The 17,174-nt window shown below is 72.0% G+C and carries 18 protein-coding genes and 1 tRNA gene; 11 read left to right on the top strand and 8 right to left on the bottom strand.

Annotation, left to right across the window (positions count from 1 at the left end):
* From BCD49_RS35970 to BCD49_RS35950, 5 genes are all read right to left on the bottom strand, one after another.
* Nucleotides 1–567 carry a hypothetical protein gene (locus BCD49_RS35970; RefSeq protein WP_007515223.1) on the bottom strand — a complete coding sequence of 189 codons (567 nt, stop codon included), beginning with the start codon at nucleotides 565–567 and terminating at the stop codon, nucleotides 1–3.
* Nucleotides 568–888: 321 nt separating this feature from the next.
* The gene (locus BCD49_RS35965) at nucleotides 889–1,197 is read right to left on the bottom strand and encodes a hypothetical protein (protein ID WP_131803633.1); all 309 of its coding nucleotides are present in this window, start codon (nucleotides 1,195–1,197) and stop codon (nucleotides 889–891) included.
* 119 nt (nucleotides 1,198–1,316) lie between these two features.
* Nucleotides 1,317–2,393 (bottom strand): NAD-dependent epimerase/dehydratase family protein, encoded by a 1,077-nt coding sequence (locus BCD49_RS35960; RefSeq protein WP_007515225.1) that lies wholly within the window; start codon nucleotides 2,391–2,393, stop codon nucleotides 1,317–1,319.
* Entirely contained in the window at nucleotides 2,394–3,935 is a 1,542-nt protein-coding gene (locus tag BCD49_RS35955) for a helix-turn-helix domain-containing protein (RefSeq protein WP_007515226.1), read from the bottom strand.
* Nucleotides 3,936–4,208: 273 nt separating this feature from the next.
* Complete coding sequence (locus tag BCD49_RS35950; protein WP_035930750.1) at nucleotides 4,209–4,403, bottom strand: hypothetical protein; 195 nt, start codon at nucleotides 4,401–4,403, stop codon at nucleotides 4,209–4,211.
* Between the two features lie 485 nt (nucleotides 4,404–4,888).
* Between BCD49_RS35950 and BCD49_RS35945 the strand changes: the two genes are divergently transcribed.
* From BCD49_RS35945 to BCD49_RS35905, 10 genes are all read left to right on the top strand, one after another.
* Entirely contained in the window at nucleotides 4,889–6,304 is a 1,416-nt protein-coding gene (locus tag BCD49_RS35945) for a nicotinate phosphoribosyltransferase (protein ID WP_051466478.1), read from the top strand.
* 163 nt (nucleotides 6,305–6,467) lie between these two features.
* Entirely contained in the window at nucleotides 6,468–7,127 is a 660-nt protein-coding gene (locus BCD49_RS35940) for an NUDIX hydrolase (RefSeq protein ID WP_007515230.1), read from the top strand.
* A gap of 76 nt (nucleotides 7,128–7,203) precedes the next feature.
* A complete protein-coding gene (gene clpS, locus BCD49_RS35935; RefSeq protein ID WP_071042406.1) occupies nucleotides 7,204–7,494 on the top strand; it encodes an ATP-dependent Clp protease adapter ClpS in 291 nt (96 codons plus the stop codon).
* Between the two features lie 61 nt (nucleotides 7,495–7,555).
* Nucleotides 7,556–8,110: a DUF2017 domain-containing protein gene (locus tag BCD49_RS35930; RefSeq protein ID WP_007515232.1), complete on the top strand. Its 555-nt coding sequence runs from the start codon at nucleotides 7,556–7,558 to the stop codon at nucleotides 8,108–8,110.
* Between the two features lie 75 nt (nucleotides 8,111–8,185).
* Complete coding sequence (locus BCD49_RS35925; protein WP_027141197.1) at nucleotides 8,186–8,590, top strand: Mov34/MPN/PAD-1 family protein; 405 nt, start codon at nucleotides 8,186–8,188, stop codon at nucleotides 8,588–8,590.
* A gap of 47 nt (nucleotides 8,591–8,637) precedes the next feature.
* Nucleotides 8,638–8,775, top strand: a complete 138-nt coding sequence (locus BCD49_RS43855; protein WP_157845295.1) for a putative leader peptide — start codon at nucleotides 8,638–8,640, stop codon at nucleotides 8,773–8,775.
* Between the two features lie 295 nt (nucleotides 8,776–9,070).
* Nucleotides 9,071–9,412 carry a MoaD/ThiS family protein gene (locus tag BCD49_RS35920; protein ID WP_007515234.1) on the top strand — a complete coding sequence of 114 codons (342 nt, stop codon included), beginning with the start codon at nucleotides 9,071–9,073 and terminating at the stop codon, nucleotides 9,410–9,412.
* A gap of 38 nt (nucleotides 9,413–9,450) precedes the next feature.
* On the top strand, nucleotides 9,451–10,398 hold the full coding sequence (locus tag BCD49_RS35915; protein WP_071042405.1) for a PLP-dependent cysteine synthase family protein: 948 nt from the start codon (nucleotides 9,451–9,453) through the stop codon (nucleotides 10,396–10,398).
* A gap of 117 nt (nucleotides 10,399–10,515) precedes the next feature.
* A complete protein-coding gene (locus tag BCD49_RS35910) occupies nucleotides 10,516–12,123 on the top strand; it encodes a DUF2867 domain-containing protein (RefSeq protein WP_083401902.1) in 1,608 nt (535 codons plus the stop codon).
* Entirely contained in the window at nucleotides 12,117–13,508 is a 1,392-nt protein-coding gene (locus BCD49_RS35905; protein ID WP_007515237.1) for a cryptochrome/photolyase family protein, read from the top strand. The genes BCD49_RS35910 and BCD49_RS35905 overlap by 7 nt, the downstream gene beginning before the upstream one ends.
* A gap of 54 nt (nucleotides 13,509–13,562) precedes the next feature.
* Here BCD49_RS35905 and BCD49_RS35900 read toward each other — a convergent pair whose 3' ends face one another.
* The 3 genes from BCD49_RS35900 to BCD49_RS35895 form a co-directional block, all read right to left on the bottom strand.
* Entirely contained in the window at nucleotides 13,563–14,432 is an 870-nt protein-coding gene (locus BCD49_RS35900; RefSeq protein ID WP_007515239.1) for a 1-aminocyclopropane-1-carboxylate deaminase/D-cysteine desulfhydrase, read from the bottom strand.
* A gap of 321 nt (nucleotides 14,433–14,753) precedes the next feature.
* Nucleotides 14,754–14,918 carry a hypothetical protein gene (locus BCD49_RS43850; RefSeq protein ID WP_157845294.1) on the bottom strand — a complete coding sequence of 55 codons (165 nt, stop codon included), beginning with the start codon at nucleotides 14,916–14,918 and terminating at the stop codon, nucleotides 14,754–14,756.
* 451 nt (nucleotides 14,919–15,369) lie between these two features.
* Nucleotides 15,370–15,450, bottom strand: a tRNA-Leu gene (locus BCD49_RS35895).
* Between the two features lie 451 nt (nucleotides 15,451–15,901).
* Here BCD49_RS35895 and BCD49_RS35890 point away from each other — a divergent pair.
* A complete protein-coding gene (locus BCD49_RS35890; RefSeq protein WP_007515240.1) occupies nucleotides 15,902–16,606 on the top strand; it encodes a hypothetical protein in 705 nt (234 codons plus the stop codon).
* The last annotated feature ends 568 nt before the right edge of the window (nucleotides 16,607–17,174 follow it).

The raw sequence follows: 17,174 nt of genomic DNA, 5'->3' as shown, positions 1-17,174 counted from the left end.
TTAGCCGACCAGGATCGGCGCGCAGACCGAGCACGGAGACAGGCCGCGCCCGCTGACCTGCGACGCCTCGACCCGCTGCGCGGCCTTACCGGCCAGCAGCTCACAGCCGGGCCGGTGGAAGGTGCGCCCGCCCGGCACCGCGTAGACCGAGCCGTCGTCGGCCGGCAGCGACTGGGCCGGCGGCTGGGCGGTCGGCGGCGGCACCGTCCCCGCGCCCGCGGGGGAGCCCGCGTTCGCCGCGGCGACCACCAGGGCGTGCAGGTCGTCGACCTGCGTGGCGAGGCGCCCCTGGGCGGCCGTCGCGCGGCTTGCCTGTGTCGACTCCAGCCGATCGGCGATCAGCAGGGCGCTGCCGACGAGCACGAGGGCCAGCCCGCCGAACCCGCCGGAGACCACATAGGGCAGTTGGAGCCCCGGGTCGCTCTCGCCCGAGACCCCCAAATAGCAGCTGAGCAGTAGGACAGCGCCCGCCGCGATCACCACCCAGCCTCGCAGCGCCCGGACGACGTCTACCACCAGCCGGGAGGTGGTCCGCGACTCCGTCGCGCCAGCGCTCTGTTCGTCCACCGTGTTCCCCCAGGAACGTGTTCATCCGGAAACCGGGCGGGGACACCCCGCTGGTCGTCCGCCAAGGCGATCCACGACGCGGCGTGTGGACACGCGCGCGAAGGAGATCGCCAGCCATTAGACGCCAGATTAGTGTGCGGAGGTGGCGACGTGTGCCCATGGGGGTGGTCGAGCGGAATCGCGTGCACGACTACCCCGGCGGCCGACCAGCGACTTCGTCGGAATCGGTCGTCTTCGTGACGCCGCGCGGTCCACGGCCGACTGCCTCGGTGGCGGACCGTGGCCTCGTCGGGCGCCCCGGGCGGCCACGGACCGTCCGCCTCAGCTGGGGCCGCGGGGGTGTGGCGGGGCGAAAGCGAAAGCGGATGYGGCGAGCGGGGTGCCGGGGTCGGTGCCGGGAGAGCCGGTCGCCTCGGTGGCTGGCGTCGGGAAGGGCGCGCAGTGGTCGACCCAGACCTGACGGCGGGTGCGCCGGCGGCGGTCCTCGACCTCGAGCGGCGCGGGTAGCGCGCTCAGGGCCACCTGGAGGTGGGCCCACTCATGGGCGGTCTCCCAGGCCGTGAACGAGCCGAGATGGTCCCCTTCGTGGTCGTAGACGTGGTAGGGACGGCTCGCTCGGCCGACAGCCACCGAATCGTGGCTCTCCTCGCGCTTCCAGAGGCATCCGGTCATGGGCCCCGCTTCTGCCGCGACGACAACGACCTTTCCAGGGTTCCGGCGGCCGGCGGTGGCGGTCCAAGGCCCCGGCGTCATAGCGGTGCGGTTCTTCTCACATCGGTGTGGGTGCCCGACCCGTCACGCACGTCGACGTCGACGCCATCGTCGCCGCTGTCGCCGGCCAGCGGGCCGCGCAGGAGGGACCATCGCCACGCGTCGGAGATGATCTGGTCGAGCTTCGAGTGGCGGGGCCGCCAGCCCAGCTCGGCACGGATCCGCCCGCTGTCGACCACCAGCGCCCGCGGCTCGGTCACCGGCGGGGCGAACTCCCGGCGCACCGGGCGCGCGGTCACCCGCTCGACGGCGGCGAGCACGTCGCTGACGGACACGCCGGTCCCGCTGCCCACGTTGTAGACGCGGCGCTCGCCGGGCGGGACGGCCTCCAGCGCCAGCGCGTACGCCTCCGCGGCATCGCGCACGTGCACGTACTCGCGCAGCGCCCGCCCGTCCCCGTTGATCCGGAAGGCGTCCGTCCGGCCCGCGGCGACGAGCAGCGCGGCCGGGATGATCCTGGTCGTGTCCCGGTCGACGTGCCCCGGCACGCCACCGGAAACGTTGAAGAAGCGCAGCACGACGGCACCGATCCGGCCGGTCGCGGCCTGGTGGGCGATCGCGTGCTCCGCCGCGAGCTTCGAGGCGCCGTACGGGTGCACCGGCTCGGCCGGCTGGGACTCCGGGACCAGAGCGGAGCCCGGGTCGCCGTAGACGGTCCCGGTCGAGCCGAACACCACCACCGGCGGCGGCCCGCCCGCCGCGACGCCGCGGTCGAGCGTCGTGAGCAGGTTGACCGTTCCGGTGACGTTGGTCTCGAAGTACCGCAGCGGCTCGGCGCGCGACTGGCGCACCCGGGTCAGCGCCGCCAGGTGGCAGACGCCGTCAAAGCCCCGGTCAAGGCGCGCCTCGTCCAGCGAGCGTGGGTCGAGCAGGTCGGCCGCGACCACCTCGATGCCGCGCCGCAGCGCCGGTGACCGCGCCGCCGGCGCTCCGGGCCGCACCAGCGCGGTGACCTGGTGCCCCCGCGCCGCGAGCAGGTCGGCGACGACACCCCCGATGAACCCGCCGGCGCCGGTGACCAGGATCCTGCGCGAGCGTCCCCCGCGAGACGGCACTCAGGACGCCGCTCGAAGCCGAAGCCCCGGCAGCAGCTGCTCGCGGTGACGCCAGGCGAGCTCCAGGCAGGCGGCGGCGGCCGGCGCGAGCGGCTCGCCGTCGATGAGCCGGCGCAGGGTGGCGTAGGTGAACGGGATGCCCTCGGCGACGGCGCGGTGCGGCCCGGCGGCGACCACCGTTCCCTCGGCGTTGCTGTGCACCATCTCCGCGAACATGTTGTCGAACGTGTCGGCCTCGATGACGACGACGGTGAGGATCTCTGCGAAAAGGGTCAGCGCGTCGACGCCCACCCCGAAGCAGGACACCCGTACCCGGCCGTCGCGGCGCGCCTCGTCGAAGGCACGGAACGGCTCGTCCGCGTCGTAGTCGATCGGGGCGGACGAGTTGCCGTCGTGCTCGGTGTTGCCCAGCAGCTCCTCGGACAGCTCCCGCATGATGTTGCGCCACAGGTCGAAGTCGGCCCGGTGGTGGAAGGGTGTGATCCCGGACGGCTGGAAGACCCCGGCCGGGATGACGTGGTAGACGCCGCCCGCGGTGGCCACCGAACCGGCGCTGCGCCGGTGCAGCAGGAAGCTCGCGGAGTCGCGGTCGGCCCGGATGGTCAGCGTGTTGATGGACGGCAGCACCGGCCGGCTGGCGAGGTCGAACGGGTCGCCGACGCGGCGGCGGAACGGCAGCGACGGCCAGGCGAGCCCGCCGGACATCATCGCGGCGGCGGTCTCGTGCGCCACCGTCTCACAGACGTCGACGGCGTCGAAGTAGGTGGTGTGGCTGAACGCGAGCCTGGGCAGGCCGGCGCGGTCACCGCCGGGGCGGGCCTCGGCGCCGGTCCTCGCATCGCCGGCGGTGAGCAGCCGAGGAGTGGTCTCGTCGCGGGCGATGTCGACGAGCCGGAAGCTCAGCCGGTTCTCGAACAGGGTCGGCCGGTCCAGGTCGCGCATCGCGCGGGTGTAGCGCTGGTAGCGCACGTACGGGCCGCCGTCGGCGATCAGCGGGCGGGCGCCGTCGGTCTCCGGCTCGCCCCCGGTGAGGACCGGCTCGGGGACGTCGTCGGCCCAGCGCAGCGCGACCTCGTCGATGTCGAGCGGTTGCGGCCAGATCCAGCCCGGCCTGGCCAGCAGACCGGAGAAGAGGCGGTAGGGCTCCGGGTAGAGGCCGGCGGCGGCCTTGGCCAGTTTGATCCGGTTGCGGTTGAGGGTGTCCCGGGTGACCTTCCAGGAGCGCTGGCTGGCGGCGGCCTGCTCGGCGAACGCGTCCCGGGTGGCGTCGCGACGCCGGTCCGCGAGCGTGCCGGGCGCGAGGCCGACGTCCTCGGGCGCGAGGTCGAGGTGACGGGCGATGTGACGCAGCGTCGAGATGTCATGGATCGCCCGCCGGCCGCTCTCGACCTTGGAGACGTACGACTGGTCGAACCCCAGCTGGTCGGCGAGTTGCTGCTGGGTTAGGCCGTGGGCCTGCCGATAGGCGCGAAGCAGCTGGCCGACGCCGACGGGAGCAGGGGTCGGCCGTGGCGGCGTCCACAGCCAAGTCTGACCGGTCACCCGGTGTCCTCTCGGGTCGTAGCTGGGTTACAGGAAGTGAGCCTAACTAGTCGGGCATCTGCAGGCGCATAGGGACAATTCGTACATGCATTCGGGAGGGCGACCGTAGTGGTGCGGATCGCCACCGCTGGACGCGGCCGGGCGTAAGGAGATCCGCCGACATCCCGTCGCACCGCTGGGGTCGCGTCGCCAGCCACGGCGTTGTCCGCACCGGACGTTCGTCGACGTTCCATTGCTTTTTAGGTGTCTTGTTGGTCTTTCGTTGTTGGCGGATCACTTGTTCGGTATGCCGTCCGCCAAGTCGAGGAAGACGACGACCACGATGGCCACAGCGACCCAGCGCAGCAGGCCCATACGGCCCCAGATCTCCCGCGCGAGGCTTCTTCCAGCTCGGCCACCCAGCACCAGCAGGGCAAACAACGCCCCGCCGACGACGACCAGAAATACCCCCGCATAGTTGCCGTGCACGGTCACAACGATCGCATGCCGACCTCGACGGACGGGCACGCCATCCGGGATCACGCCGTCTACCGCGGCACAGGCGGCACGGATCCAGGAGGGCGCGGGCGCCGGCCGGCAGCGAAGGTGACCAGTTCATCAGCGCACGTCCGGTGAGCCCGCGCACGTCATAGCCTGCCCGAACCCGCCCGGCTTTCGACGTGGCCCGCCCGTGTCGGGCGTGATCTCCCTGTGTGCTCCCCCGCGCGGCGTCGCCGGCCAGCGCCGCGCGGTCGAAGAAGACCTGTGGCGATGGGCCTTTCCGACGGTGCACTAGCGCGTCGCGCCGGGGGAGGGCGGCCATGACCAACTGGGCTGGTCCGGTGCCGTCRGCGCGTCGGGACCCGCCGGTCCGCCTTGGTGCTGGAAGGGTTGTGCGACACCCGTCCTTCGTTGGGCGCGCCATTCGGACTTTTCCCGCGCGCCATGGCTTGGGGATACCTACCCTGGTCCGGATGTCCACGGCGCTTTTTACAGATCATTACGAGCTGACGATGCTCCGCGCAGCACTGAAATCGGGTGCCGCGGGGCGTCGGGCCACCTTCGAGGTGTTCGCTCGGTCACTGCCGGCCGGCCGCCGTTACGGCGTCGTCGCCGGTACCGGCCGGCTACTGGAGGCGCTCGCTGACTTCCGGTTCGGCCCGGACGAGCTGAGTCTGCTCACTGGCACCGGCGTCATCGACGCCGAGACCGCGGACTGGCTTGCCGGCTACCGCTTCTCCGGCGACATCCATGGCTTCGCTGAAGGCGAGCCCTACCTACCTGGAACCCCGGTGCTGGTGGTGGAGGGCCCGTTCGCCGAATGCGTGCTGCTGGAGACGCTGACCCTGTCGGTCCTGAACCACGACAGCGCGATCGCCGCCGCCGGCGCCCGGATGGTGCAGGCGGCCGGTGACCGACCTCTCATCGAGATGGGTTCCCGGCGCACCCACGAGGAGGCCGCCGTCGCCGCGGCCCGGGCCGCCTACCTCGTCGGCTTCGCCGCCACCTCGAACCTGGAGGCGGCCAGGCGCTGGGCGGTGCCGACCTCCGGCACCGCGGCCCACGCCTTCACCCTCGTCCACGCGACCGAACGGGACGCCTTCGCGGCCCAGGTGGCGACCCTCGGCGCCGAGACCACCCTGCTCGTCGACACCTACGACACGCGGGAGGGCATCGCGGCGGCGGTCGCCGCCGCCGGTCCCGGCCTCGGCGCCATCCGCATCGACAGCGGCGACCTGGCCGCCGGCGTGCGCGCGGCCCGGATCCAGCTCGACGCGCTGGGCGCCACCGAGACCGGTGTCATCGTCACCGGGGACCTCGACGAGCACGGGATCGCCCGGCTCGCCGGCGTCCCCGCCGCGGCCTACGGGGTAGGCACCAGCCTGGTCACCGGCTCGGGCGCGCCCACCGCCGGCTTCGTCTACAAGCTCGTCGAGGTCGATGGCCGCCCGGTGGCCAAGACGTCCGTCGGCAAGGCCACCCGCGGCGGCCGCAAGGAGGTGCTGCGCCGGCACGGCGCCGACGGAGCCGCGGTCGTCGACCTGGTGGTACCAGCCGGCTACCGCCCCGGCGGCAGCGGCGCGGACGGGCGGCGCACGGCGGACGGCCAGGTTCACAGGAGCGACGGGCTGGCGCCGGCCGAGCTCGACGGGCCGGTCGCGCCGCCCCCGGTCCCGGGCCAGCTGGGCGGCCCCGGGTACGACCGGCCGCTGCTCGTGCCGCTGGTGCGGGCCGGCGCGGTCGTGGACGCCACGGCGACGGGCGCGGCGGGGCTGCGCCGCGCCCGCGAGCACCACCGCGCGGCGATCGCCGACCTGCCGGCGCACGCCCGCTCCGTCACCTTCGGCCATCCCTGCCTGCCGGTCATCAGCGCCGTGCCGTCGCCCTGATGAGCGTGGCCGCTGCGGCCCGCGTCAGCCGGTGAGAGAAGCTGGATCTGTGAGCCGAGCGACAATCCGAGGCCAAGGTGGCGCCACCGGTCAGGGGGCGTCGCGCGGCCAGGGGACGTCGCGTGGGCCGGTCCGGCAGCCGAGCACCAGCGTCACCGTCGACGTGGTGTTGCTCACACTGCGGGCCGGGCGGCTGTGCGTGCTCGTCATCCAGCGCGACGAGCCCCCGTTCCAGGACTACTGGGCGCTGCCGGGCGGCTTCGTGGGCGCCGACGAGGACCTGGACTCCTCGGCCCGCCGCCAGCTCGCCGAGGAGACGGGCGTCACCGCGGCCGGCCACCTGGAGCAGCTCTACACCTACGGCGACCCGGGGCGGGACCCGCGCACCCGGGTCGTCAGCGTCGCCTACCTGGCGTTGTTGCCGAACCTGCCGCAGCCGGAGCCGGGCCGGCGCGGCCAGCAGGCCCGCTGGTGGCCGGTCGAGGACCTGGACTCGCCGGAGGGCCCGACCCTGGCCTTCGACCATCCGCGCATCGTCGCCGACGGGGTGGAGCGGGCCCGCAGCAAGCTCGAGTACACGCCGATGGCGGCGGCCTTCTGCGAGGAGCCGTTCACCCTCGCCGACCTGCGCCGGGTCTACGAGGCCGCCTGGGGGGTGACCCTGGACCCGCCCAACTTCCGGCGCAAGGTGCTCAGCACGCCGGACTTCGTCCTGTCCGTCGGCGCGGTCAGCTCGCCGCGCGGCGGCGGCCGTCCCGCCCAGCTCTACCGCCGTGGCTCCGCGACCGCGCTCTACCCCCCGCTCCTGCGCCGCTCCGTATGAGGCGGGGCCTGGGCGGGGCGGAGCCGACCTCCCGCCCGACGAGAAGGGAGCCGCGGCATGCGTAACAATAGGGATCGTGACCGCGACCACCGTCTCACCCGCGGACGTCGAGGAGATCGACGAGGAGCTCAGCGACGACCGGCCCTGGGTCACGATCGTCTGGAACGATCCGATCAACCTGATGTCGTATGTGACCTACGTCTTCCAGAAGCTGTTCGGCTACGACAAGGCGACGGCGCGCAAACTGATGATGGACGTCCACCAGAAGGGCAGGGCGTCCGTGAGTAGCGGTACTCGCGACGAGATGGAGCGCGACGCGRCCCGCCTACACACCTACGGCCTCTGGGCCACCGTCAGACAGGACTAGCTGGCTCGTGAGCTGGATGCGCCCCTGGAGTCGGGGCAGACCGCTGGATGGGGACGGGAACGTGGGGTCTTACTACAGGTTCCCGGACTGCTTCCGGCGGACGGCCGGTGGAGTCGAGGTGCGGCTGCCCCGCTGGGAGGGCACGATCCTCGCCGAGCTGGTGCGGCTGATCGACGGCATGCTGGAGCCGCCGCCGGTCGACGACCCGCTGGAGGCGCTCGTCGGCCTGCGTGACACCGCTCCGCCGCCGCCCGAGGACCCGGCGCTGGCCCGCCTGCTGCCGGATCCATACCCGGAGGACCCACTGGCCTCCGGCGACTTCCGCCGCCGCCGCACCGACGACTCGCTGGCCCACAAGCGAGCCGCCGCCCGCCGGGTGCTCGCGACCCTGCCCGGGCCCAGCGAGGTGCTGCTGCTCGACGAGGAAGCCGCCCAGGACTGGTTGACCACGCTGAACGACCTGCGCCTGGTGCTCGGTACCCGGCTCGGCATCACCGACGACGACTTCCTCGAGGAACTCGGCGAGCTGCCGCCCGACGATCAGCGCGCCCCGTTCGTCGAGATGTACGAGCTGCTGACGACCCTCGTCGACAACCTCGTCCGCGCCCTGTACTGAGCGGCCCGCTGCGCGGCGGTGCTGAGCGGATCGCCGCGCGGCGGCCTGATCCCGACGGCAGGTAGCTTGTTCGACGTGCTGCGAATTGAGCGCGCCCTCTACCAGGCGATCGTCGATCATGCCCGCCGTGACCACCCGGACGAGGCCTGCGGCGTGATCGCCGGCCCGGCCGGCTCGGACACCCCGGTTCGGTTCATCGCGATGGAGAACGCGGAACGTTCGCCCACGTTCTACCGGTTCGACTCGATGGAGCAGCTGCGCGTCTGGCGGGAGATGGACGACCGGGACGAGGAGCCCGTCGTCATCTACCACTCGCACACCGCGACCGAGGCCTACCCGTCCCGCACCGACGTCTCGTACGCCTCCGAGCCGGGCGCGCACTACGTGCTGGCCTCCACCAGGGAGCCCGACGTCACGGAGTTCCGGTCGTTCCGGATCGTCGACGGCGCCATCACGGAGGAGCCGGTCGAGATCGCCTGAACCGCTGCTCACGGTGCCGGTGTCATATCTGTGCAACCATGGTTGCTATGACTGCGTCCCACCACCCGATGCGGCCCGGATCCCGGGCCGCGGTGGCCGAGGGCGTTCCGGAACTGCGCCTGGTCGCGCGGCTGCACGTCGACCTCCTGCGGGTGGCCAGCGCCCGCTGTCGCGGCGCGCACTGACCTTCGCCGCGGTCGCGCGCACCGCCGGGAAGCGTTGACACCGTCGACGGTGTTCCCGGTAGGGATCGACAAAGACGTGATCATGTTCGTGAGAGCGGGTCCCGCGGGCCGCGAACCCTGAAACACTGGAGGCCGCTCGCCGCGCCGGTCGGGCTGTCCGGCCGCGGGCGAGCATGGACGCTGGTTTCGTTACGACGCTGGTTCTACGTGTACGTTTCGCGCCCGGACGCGCCGGGCGTGTCGCCGTCGCCCGCGGGCGAGCGGCGCGAACGAACCGAAGGAGACGAGGAACACCATGGCAGTCAAGGTCCGCGTGCCGACCATCCTGCGCACCCACACCGGCGGTTCGAAGCTCGTGGAGGGCACGGGGGACACCCTCGGCGCGCTGTTCGTCGACCTCGACGCCCGCCACGAAGGTCTCCGCGGCCGCCTGGTGTCCGGCGAGGGCGAGGGCGAACTGCACCGCTTCGTCAACGTCTACATCAACGACGAGGACGTCCGCTTCCTCGGCGGCCTCGACGCGAAACTCGCCGACGGCGACGAGGTAACTATTCTGCCCGCCGTCGCTGGCGGCTCCGCCATGATGCCAGCGACTTTGGGCAAGGTCACCATCCTGCCCGCCGTCGCTGGCGGCTGACCGCGGGCCGCGAGCAGGCCACAGATCGGTAGCAGATCATGCGTTACGACTCCCTGGTGGGCTCCGTCGGCAGGACACCGCTCGTCGGCCTGCCGAGGCTGTCACCGTCCGCGGACGTGCGGCTGTGGGCCAAGCTGGAGCAGGACAACCCCACCGGCTCGATCAAGGACCGGGCGGCGCTGTGGATGGTGCAGGACGCCGAGAAGCGCGGCGTGCTCAGCCCCGGCGCGATGGTGCTCGAGCCGACGTCCGGCAACACCGGGATCTCGCTGGCGATGGTCTGCCGCCAGCGGGGCTACCGCCTGACCTGCGTCATGCCGGAGAACACCTCGATCGAGCGCCGGCAGCTTCTGGCGATGTGGGGCGCGGAGATCATCTTCTCGCCGGCGGCCGGCGGCTCGAACGAGGCGGTCGCCGTCGCCAAGCGGCTGTCCGCGCAGCACCCCGACTGGGTGATGCTCTACCAGTACGGCAACCCGGCGAACGCGCAGGCGCACTACGAGACGACCGGCCCGGAGATCCTCGAGGACCTGCCGAGCATCACCCACTTCGTCGCCGGCCTGGGCACCACCGGGACCCTGATGGGCACCGGCCGCTACCTGCGGGAGCGCGTGCCGGGCATCACGATCGTCGCCGCCGAGCCGCGCTACGGCGAGCTGGTCTACGGCCTGCGCAACATCGACGAGGGCTTCGTGCCCGAGCTCTACGACCCGGCGGTGCTGACGTCGCGGTACTCGGTGGGCCCGAAGGAGGCGCTGCGGCGCACCCRCGAGCTGGTCGCCGAGGAGGGCATCTTCGCCGGCATCTCCACGGGCGCGATCCTGCACGCCGCGCTGGGCCAGGCCGACCGCGCCGTCAAGGAGGGCCGACGCGCGGACATCGCGTTCATCGTCTGCGACGGCGGCTGGAAGTACCTGTCCACCGGCGCCTACGCGGGGACGCTGGAGGAGGCCGAGGCCGCGCTCGAGGGCCAGCTCTGGGCCTGACCGGGACTCCGATGGGCACCCGGCCCGGACTCCGGTAGGACGCCGGGGGATCGTGCGGTCCCGCGAACGCCCAGGTTGTGGAGGGTCGAAGGCGCCGAGAGCGGGAAGCGCCAGAGCATGAGATGTGTGGTGGTCGGCGCGACTGGCTATGTCGGTAGCCGGCTCGTCCCCGAACTGCTCGACCGGGGGCACACGGTGCGGGCCGGTGCCCGCAGCCCCGCCAAACTGGCGGAYGCGCCCTGGCGTCACCGGGTCGAGGTCGTCGCGGCGGATGTCACCGACGCGGGCCAGATCGCCGCCGCTCTTGCTGGGCAGGATGTCCTCTACTACCTGGTGCACTCCTTGCATCACCGCGACTTCGTCGAACGCGACCKCGCCGCCGCTCACACGGTCGCGGCCGCCGCCCGGCAGGCTGGCGTGCGGCGGATCATCTATCTGGGCGGGATCAGCCCGGTTGGCGAGCAGCTGTCCCCGCACCTTGCCTCCCGCGCGGAGGTCGGGCGGATCCTGACCGAGTCCGGGGTGCCGACGGTCGTGCTGCAGGCGGCCGTCATCATCGGCTCAGGATCGGCGAGTTTCGAGATGCTTCGCTACCTCACCGAACGACTGCCGGTTATGGTTACGCCACGGTGGGTGCATACTCGGGTTCAGCCGATAGCCATCCAGGATGTGCTGTACTACCTCACCCGCACCGCCGACCTGGTGCCGGCGGAAGTCAGCCGTGGCTTTGACATCGGTGGTCCCGAAGTCCTGACCTACTGGGAGATGATGAAGCGATACGCGGCGGTCGCGGGCCTGCCCCGCCGGGTCGTGATCCCGGTGCCGCTGCTTACGCCGTGGCTGTCCGCCCAGTGGGTCAACCTCGTGACGCCGGTGCCCCACAGCATCGCCGTCCCGCTGATCTCGTCGCTCATCCACGAGGTTCGTTGCCACGACCGCGACCTCGCCACGTACGTCCCCGATCCCGCCCGCGGCCTGACCGACTTCGACCAGGCGGTGGCGCTCGCGCTGGCCAGGATCCGGGAGGCGGCGGTGCCGCCCAACTGGTCACGGGCCGGGATCGCCGTCGGGGAACCCCAGCCTCCCTCGGACCCGCTGCCCATGGATCCGGACTGGTCCGGCGGCACCGTCTACCAGGACGTGCGCGAGCTGCCCACGACCGCGGACGCCGGGCAGCTGTGGCGGGCCATCGAGGCCGTGAGCAGCGAGTATGGCTGGCGTCCCCTTCCCCTCGCCTGGTCACCCAGCGGGTGGATCGACCGGCTTGTCGGGGGCGCAGGGGGACGGGGGCGACGGCAGCTCCCGCGCGGCCCGCGTGTCGGCGAGGTCCTCGGCTGGTGGCGGGTCGAGGACGTGGAACAGCCGCGTCGGCTGCGGCTGCGCCCGCGACTGCCGCTGCCGGGCCGCGCCTGGCTCGAGCTCTCCGCCGTTCCGGACGCCGAGGGCGCCGAGGGAGCCCAGGGAGCCCAGGGCGCCCAGGGCGCCGTCTACCGGCAACGTGCGATCTTCGAACCTCATGGTCTCGCGGGCCACGTGGGCTGGAAGGCGCTCGCTGCGCTCCACGGCGCCGCGCTGGGCCGGATGGCGCGTGGCATCGTCGACCTGGCGGAGCATCCGGTGCCGGCGGAGCAGCCCCAGGTGTCGACGGAGCAGCCGTCGGTACCTGCAGAGCAGCTTTCGGTATCGACGGAGCGGCCTTCGGCCTCGGCGGGGAAGCCATGGTGACCACGCTGGCGGTCTTCACCCGTGACCTCCGAGTACACGACAACCCGATGCTCACGGCCGCCACCGACGAGGCCGAGTTCGTCGTGCCGCTGTTCGTGCGGGACACCGGAGCGCCCCGGGACCTGTTCGGCTCCGGCAACCGCGAGCGGTTCCTCGTCGAATGCCTCGCCGATCTCGACCGCTCCCTGCGAGGGCTCGGGGGGCGTCTCGTGGTCCGGGAGGGCGACCCGGTCGAGCAGGTGTGCCGGCTCGCCGACGAGGTCGGCGCCGCCCGGGTCCACATCGCCGCCGACGCCTCCGCGTACGCCCAGCGGCGCCAGACCACCCTGCGCACCGCGCTCGCCGAGCGTGGCCGCGAGCTGCGCAGCCACGACGAGGTGCATGTCGTCGTCGCCCCGGGCCGGGTCACCCCGGTCGGCCGAGACCATTTCGCGGTGTTCAGCGCGTACCACCGGCGGTGGGAGGACGCGCCGTGGCGAGGTGTCGTCTCACCGCCCGAGCGGATCCGGCTGCCGAAGGTCGACCCGGGACACGTGCCGCCCGCCGGGGCCGACGGGCGACAGGCGGGCAAAGGCGGGTCCGCCGGCGCGTCTGCCGGCGGCGAGTCCGCCAGCGGGTTCGCCGGCGGTGAGTCCGCGGGCCGGCGGCGCGCCGAGCTGTGGCTGGGACGGGACGTCGAGCACTACGACGACCGCCGGGACCTGCTGGCCGAGGACGGCACGTCGAGGCTGTCGCCGTACCTGCACCTGGGATGCCTGTCCGCGCGCGAGCTGGCGACCCAGGCGGGTCGGAGCGACGGAGCCCGCGCCTTCGTCCGGCAGCTCGCCTGGCGCGACTTCTACTACCAGCTCCTGGCCGCCCGCCCGGACGCGGCCCATGACGACTACCGGCGTGACCGGGGCGGTGCGCGCGACTGGCGGGACGACCCGGAGGCGCTGGACGCGTGGCGCTCCGGCCACACCGGCATCCCGATCGTCGACGCCGGCATGCGCCAGTTGCTCACCGAGGGCTGGCTCCCGAACCGGGCACGGATGATCACCGCGAGCCTCCTCACGAAAACCCTCGGCCTCGACTGGCGCGCCGGCGCGGCGCACTACCTCGAGCACCTGGTCGACGGAGACCTCGCCAACAACAACCTGAACTGGCAGTGGGTCGCCGGCACCGGCACCGACACCCGCCCGGGCCGCGTCCTGAACCCGCTGCGCCAGGCCGAGCGGTACGACCCGGACGGCATCTACATCCGCCGGTACCTGCCCGAGCTCGCCCACCTGAAGACGCCCGAAATCCACCAGCCCTGGCGGCTACCGGACCACGAGCGCCGCGCCCTCGACTACCCAGCACCGCTCCGCGACCCGGCGGACGGGTTCAGGCCGGTTCGCTCCTGAACGGTCGCCGAATGTCGATGCCCGCGTCCGCGCGCAGCGCCCGCGAGTGCCACCTCAAAGTCTGATGGCGTCCTCGCATCGGCCGGTGATGACCGCGACGACGGTCGAGGCGGCCGGGATCCGCCCGTCGGTGACCATCGCGAACAGGCCGGACATCATCTTCGCGACGTAAACCCATTCCAGGACCAGGCCGTGTCGGTCGGCAAAGTCGTCGATGAAGGCGTCCAGCGCCGGCGTGCGACGGGCATAGCCGCCAAAATGGAACTCCTCGGCCACGCGCCAGTTGGCGGTTGGGTGGCCGAATGCGGCGCGCTGGAGCGATGTGACCTCCTCGGCGAGGAAGCCGCCGCCCTTGAGCACAGAGACCCCGATCGCCTGCCGGTCTGGACCTAGGCCACCGGCGAGGCCGGCGAGGGTGCCGCCAGTGCCGACCGGGCAGACCACCACGTCGACGTCGGGCACCTGGCCGACGAGCTCGGCCGCCAACTGGGCGCAGCCGGGAACCGCCAGTGCGTTGCTACCGCCTTCGGGGAGCAGGTAGAACGGACCGAACTCGGCGGCCAGTTGGGCGAGCAGGACCGGGTCTTGCTTGGCCCGGTAGCGGGTCCGGTCGAGGTAGGTCAGCCGCATCCCGTGCTGCTCGGTCGCGCGAGCGAGGACCGGGTTGAGGGGCAGGTGCTCCTCGCCTCGGATCACACCGACCGTTCGGAAGCCGAAGTGCCAGCCGGCCGCGGCGGTCGCTGCGACGTGATTCGAGTACGCCCCACCGAACGTCAACAGCGTCTCTGCGCCCTGCTCGGCCGCTGCGGCCAGGTTGCCGGCCAACTTCCGCCACTTGTTGCCGGGGAAATCAGGGTGGATCAGGTCGTCCCGCTTAAGCAGTAGCCGCACGGAGCGCAGGCGGTCATCCGGCAGCTCGGCCACTGGCGACGGCACCTCAAACGTCGGCCCGCGCTCCCTTGCCTGTCCGCTCACCTGCCAAGCGTGCCATTCAGCAAGGCCGCCCTGGTCGGGTGCCTCGACGCCGAGTATCCGCGTGAGCTTGAAGACCCGTCGCGGTACTGAGTCCGGATGTCCCGGGATCCGGACAGGCGCCTCAGACCAGGCCAGCCCGGCCGTGCGGCGTCGCGGCAGACGGCCTGCTACCGAAACCGCCGATTCAGGACCAGGACGAGTTCTGACTCCGGCGCAGATCTCGTGATCGTTCTGACCCTGATGAAACGGGKGCGAGCTGGGTCCGGGTGGTCAGCGCCGGTCGGCCGCGATGACCGCGAGATCGTCGTGCTGCCAGGCGACGGCTGGTTCGAAGTCGGCGTGGCGGAGCCATGCGAGCTGGTCGGGCAGGGGGCTGGGCTGATCGTAGGCGCCGTCGATGGGTGTGTACCCGAAGATCTTCTTGCTGCCGCGCACGTTCTAGGGAGGTGTGTGGGGAGCCAGCGGCGGGTGCTGCCGGACAGTTGGCTGGACACCGCGGATCTGAATGGGGCACAGCTTGGCGAGGCAGACCTTCGGTCCGTGCGGTTCGGCTCTACGGCCGGATGTACTGCGGGTCGTCATGGACGGCGGGCTCAGGTCGGTCTGGCGGAGATCGCGAACGTCGGAAGCTGGTCGTCGGAACGCCCGGCAGCGCTCGGGGCTCGGCGTGCGGTTGTAGCCAGCGGATCGCGGAACTGGCGACATCTTGCCGGCCGTCGGCCAGGTCGACTAGCCGGGTTTGCTCGTCGCACGTGTTGCGTCAGGGTGTGGTCGGACGTGAGCGGACGTCACCGTCTGCACGCGGACGGATGGTCGGCAAGGGCGGCGCGACCTGCGGCTACGCGGCGTCCGGCCACGGGCAAGCCCAGCGCCAGACAGGCGACCGTGCGGGAGGGGGGACTTGAACCCCCACGCCCTAGGGCGGCAGATCCTAAGTCTGCTGCGTCTGCCATTCCGCCACTCCCGCGCGCCTCTAGCGTATCGATCGGTGAGGGGCCGGTGGGCGGGCCGGGGGTGGGCCTGGTGGGCGCGGCGGCGGGCGATGCACCTGCGTGCCAGACGATGAAGGAGTCGCGCACGACAGGTGGTTAGATGCCTACGCGGAGCAAGGCCGGTGGCTTCGCAGTAGTCCTGACGTGACGCGACACGCTGCAAGATGCAACGTGACTGGCGGCGTGCGCGTCAATGAAGTCAGAAGGGATTGGAGCGCCCGCTCGACTGAGCTGGTTCGGCTGGTGGGCCTGGCGTACAGAGGCAGTGTGCCGCGGCCTCGTGAGCGCTGGACTAGCGCTCGCGAGGGTCGAGACGCGAGATCTCTGATGTGGCTCGGCCATCGCGTCGGCGGCCGGCGCTCACCGACGACCAGGCCCGAAAGACCTCCAACGTTCAGCGGCGGATCCCAGAGGGGGAGGCATCCGGTGAGGCGAGCTGGCGGGCTTGTCGACGGCGAGCTGATGGACATCCTGTTCCCGGGACGCCGAGTGATCAGGATCGAACTTGACGGACGGGTCGTGGACGCGGTGTTCCGCCTGGATGTCGGCGAACACGAACGGCGCGCCCGGTTCGATCTGGGCGCCATGAGTTACCCGCGCCTGCTGCGCCGCCTCGAGGGGATGCCCGCGGGGGTGCTCGTCGAAGACCCGGTTCTGGCGGCCGAGACCAACCTGCTGCCGGACGGCGTGGTCGCGTGGTCGTCAAGTGGGGTCGGACGGCTGGTCGAGCCTCCGCTGACCTTGGACGCGGTCGTCGTGCCCGCCCTTCGAACCGCGCAGACCCGGCACATCCGGGTGGCCGAGCGCTTCGCGCCGTATACGAGCCGCTGGGTGGTAAGCGGCGATCCACGGATCGATCCCGCTGTGTTCGTCGCCGCCTCGATCCACGGCGTCGGCCTGGCCGTCCGCCGACCCGAGGTGGACGTCGTCGCGGAGGCGGCGCCCCCGGCCGGGCGGACCAGGCCGGGGCATGCGTGGCTGCTCGCCGAACAGGTCTACGGCGCCTGGCTCGCCGCCGTCGCGCGCGCCGGAAGCGCGGAGAGCCTCGATGCGGGGAGTTCGGATGCGGAGAGCTCGGAGGTCGCCCCAGGCGTCGGCGATACGCCCGCGGGGCTGATACCGGCCACCTGACCCGTCGGTCGCGACGGTTGCCCGTGTCCAAGGTGATCGTCGGTGGTTGACCGCGGTGCCACCTGAGGGAGCAGCGTCACCTTAGGGAGCATGTCGCCTGAGGGAACAGTGTCGCCTCAGGCGGAAGGCCGGCCGGGCGACCTCGTCGAGCCGAGAGCTTGATCAGCGGGACTGTACTGGGATCCGAACCGGCGGGGGTTCAGGATTCGGATCCCGGTACAGATCTGGCGATCTTCCGGGGTGAAGGTCGGGGACGTCGCCCGGGGCGGCAGTAGGCAAGGAATCGCCGGCAGTCGGCCGTAGCCCGAGCGGGCGCGCCCACGTCAAAATCGTTGGATTGGCCGTCTGAACGTTCCTAGCCGTCCGAACGTTGCTAACTGGCGCGTTCGGGCGATGGAAGAGCTCCCATCGCGTCCCGGGTGCCACCGCTTCGCTTTGCGTTGTCGAAGTTCCGAAGTGCCGGAGCGCTGGGAGCCCCGGAGCGCTAGGAACCCCGGAGAGCCGAAGCGGCGGGAGTCCCGAAGCGCCGGAGGGCCCGGGAGTGCCGAAGTGCCGGAAAGCCGGGAGT

The organism is Pseudofrankia sp. EUN1h (assembly GCF_001854645.1).
Classification (GTDB): Bacteria; Actinomycetota; Actinomycetes; order Frankiales; family Frankiaceae; genus Pseudofrankia; species Pseudofrankia saprophytica.
Note: the sequence above shows the minus strand (reverse complement) of the source record. Positions and strands in the feature narration are given on the sequence as shown.

Coding starts and splice junctions, on each gene's coding strand:
- BCD49_RS43855 (WP_157845295.1), top strand. CDS start 8,638: ATGACTGCGTCCCACCACCCGATGCGGCCCGGATCCCGGGCCGCGGTG.
- BCD49_RS35920 (WP_007515234.1), top strand. CDS start 9,071: ATGGCAGTCAAGGTCCGCGTGCCGACCATCCTGCGCACCCACACCGGC.
- BCD49_RS35945 (WP_051466478.1), top strand. CDS start 4,889: ATGTCCACGGCGCTTTTTACAGATCATTACGAGCTGACGATGCTCCGC.
- BCD49_RS35905 (WP_007515237.1), top strand. CDS start 12,117: ATGGTGACCACGCTGGCGGTCTTCACCCGTGACCTCCGAGTACACGAC.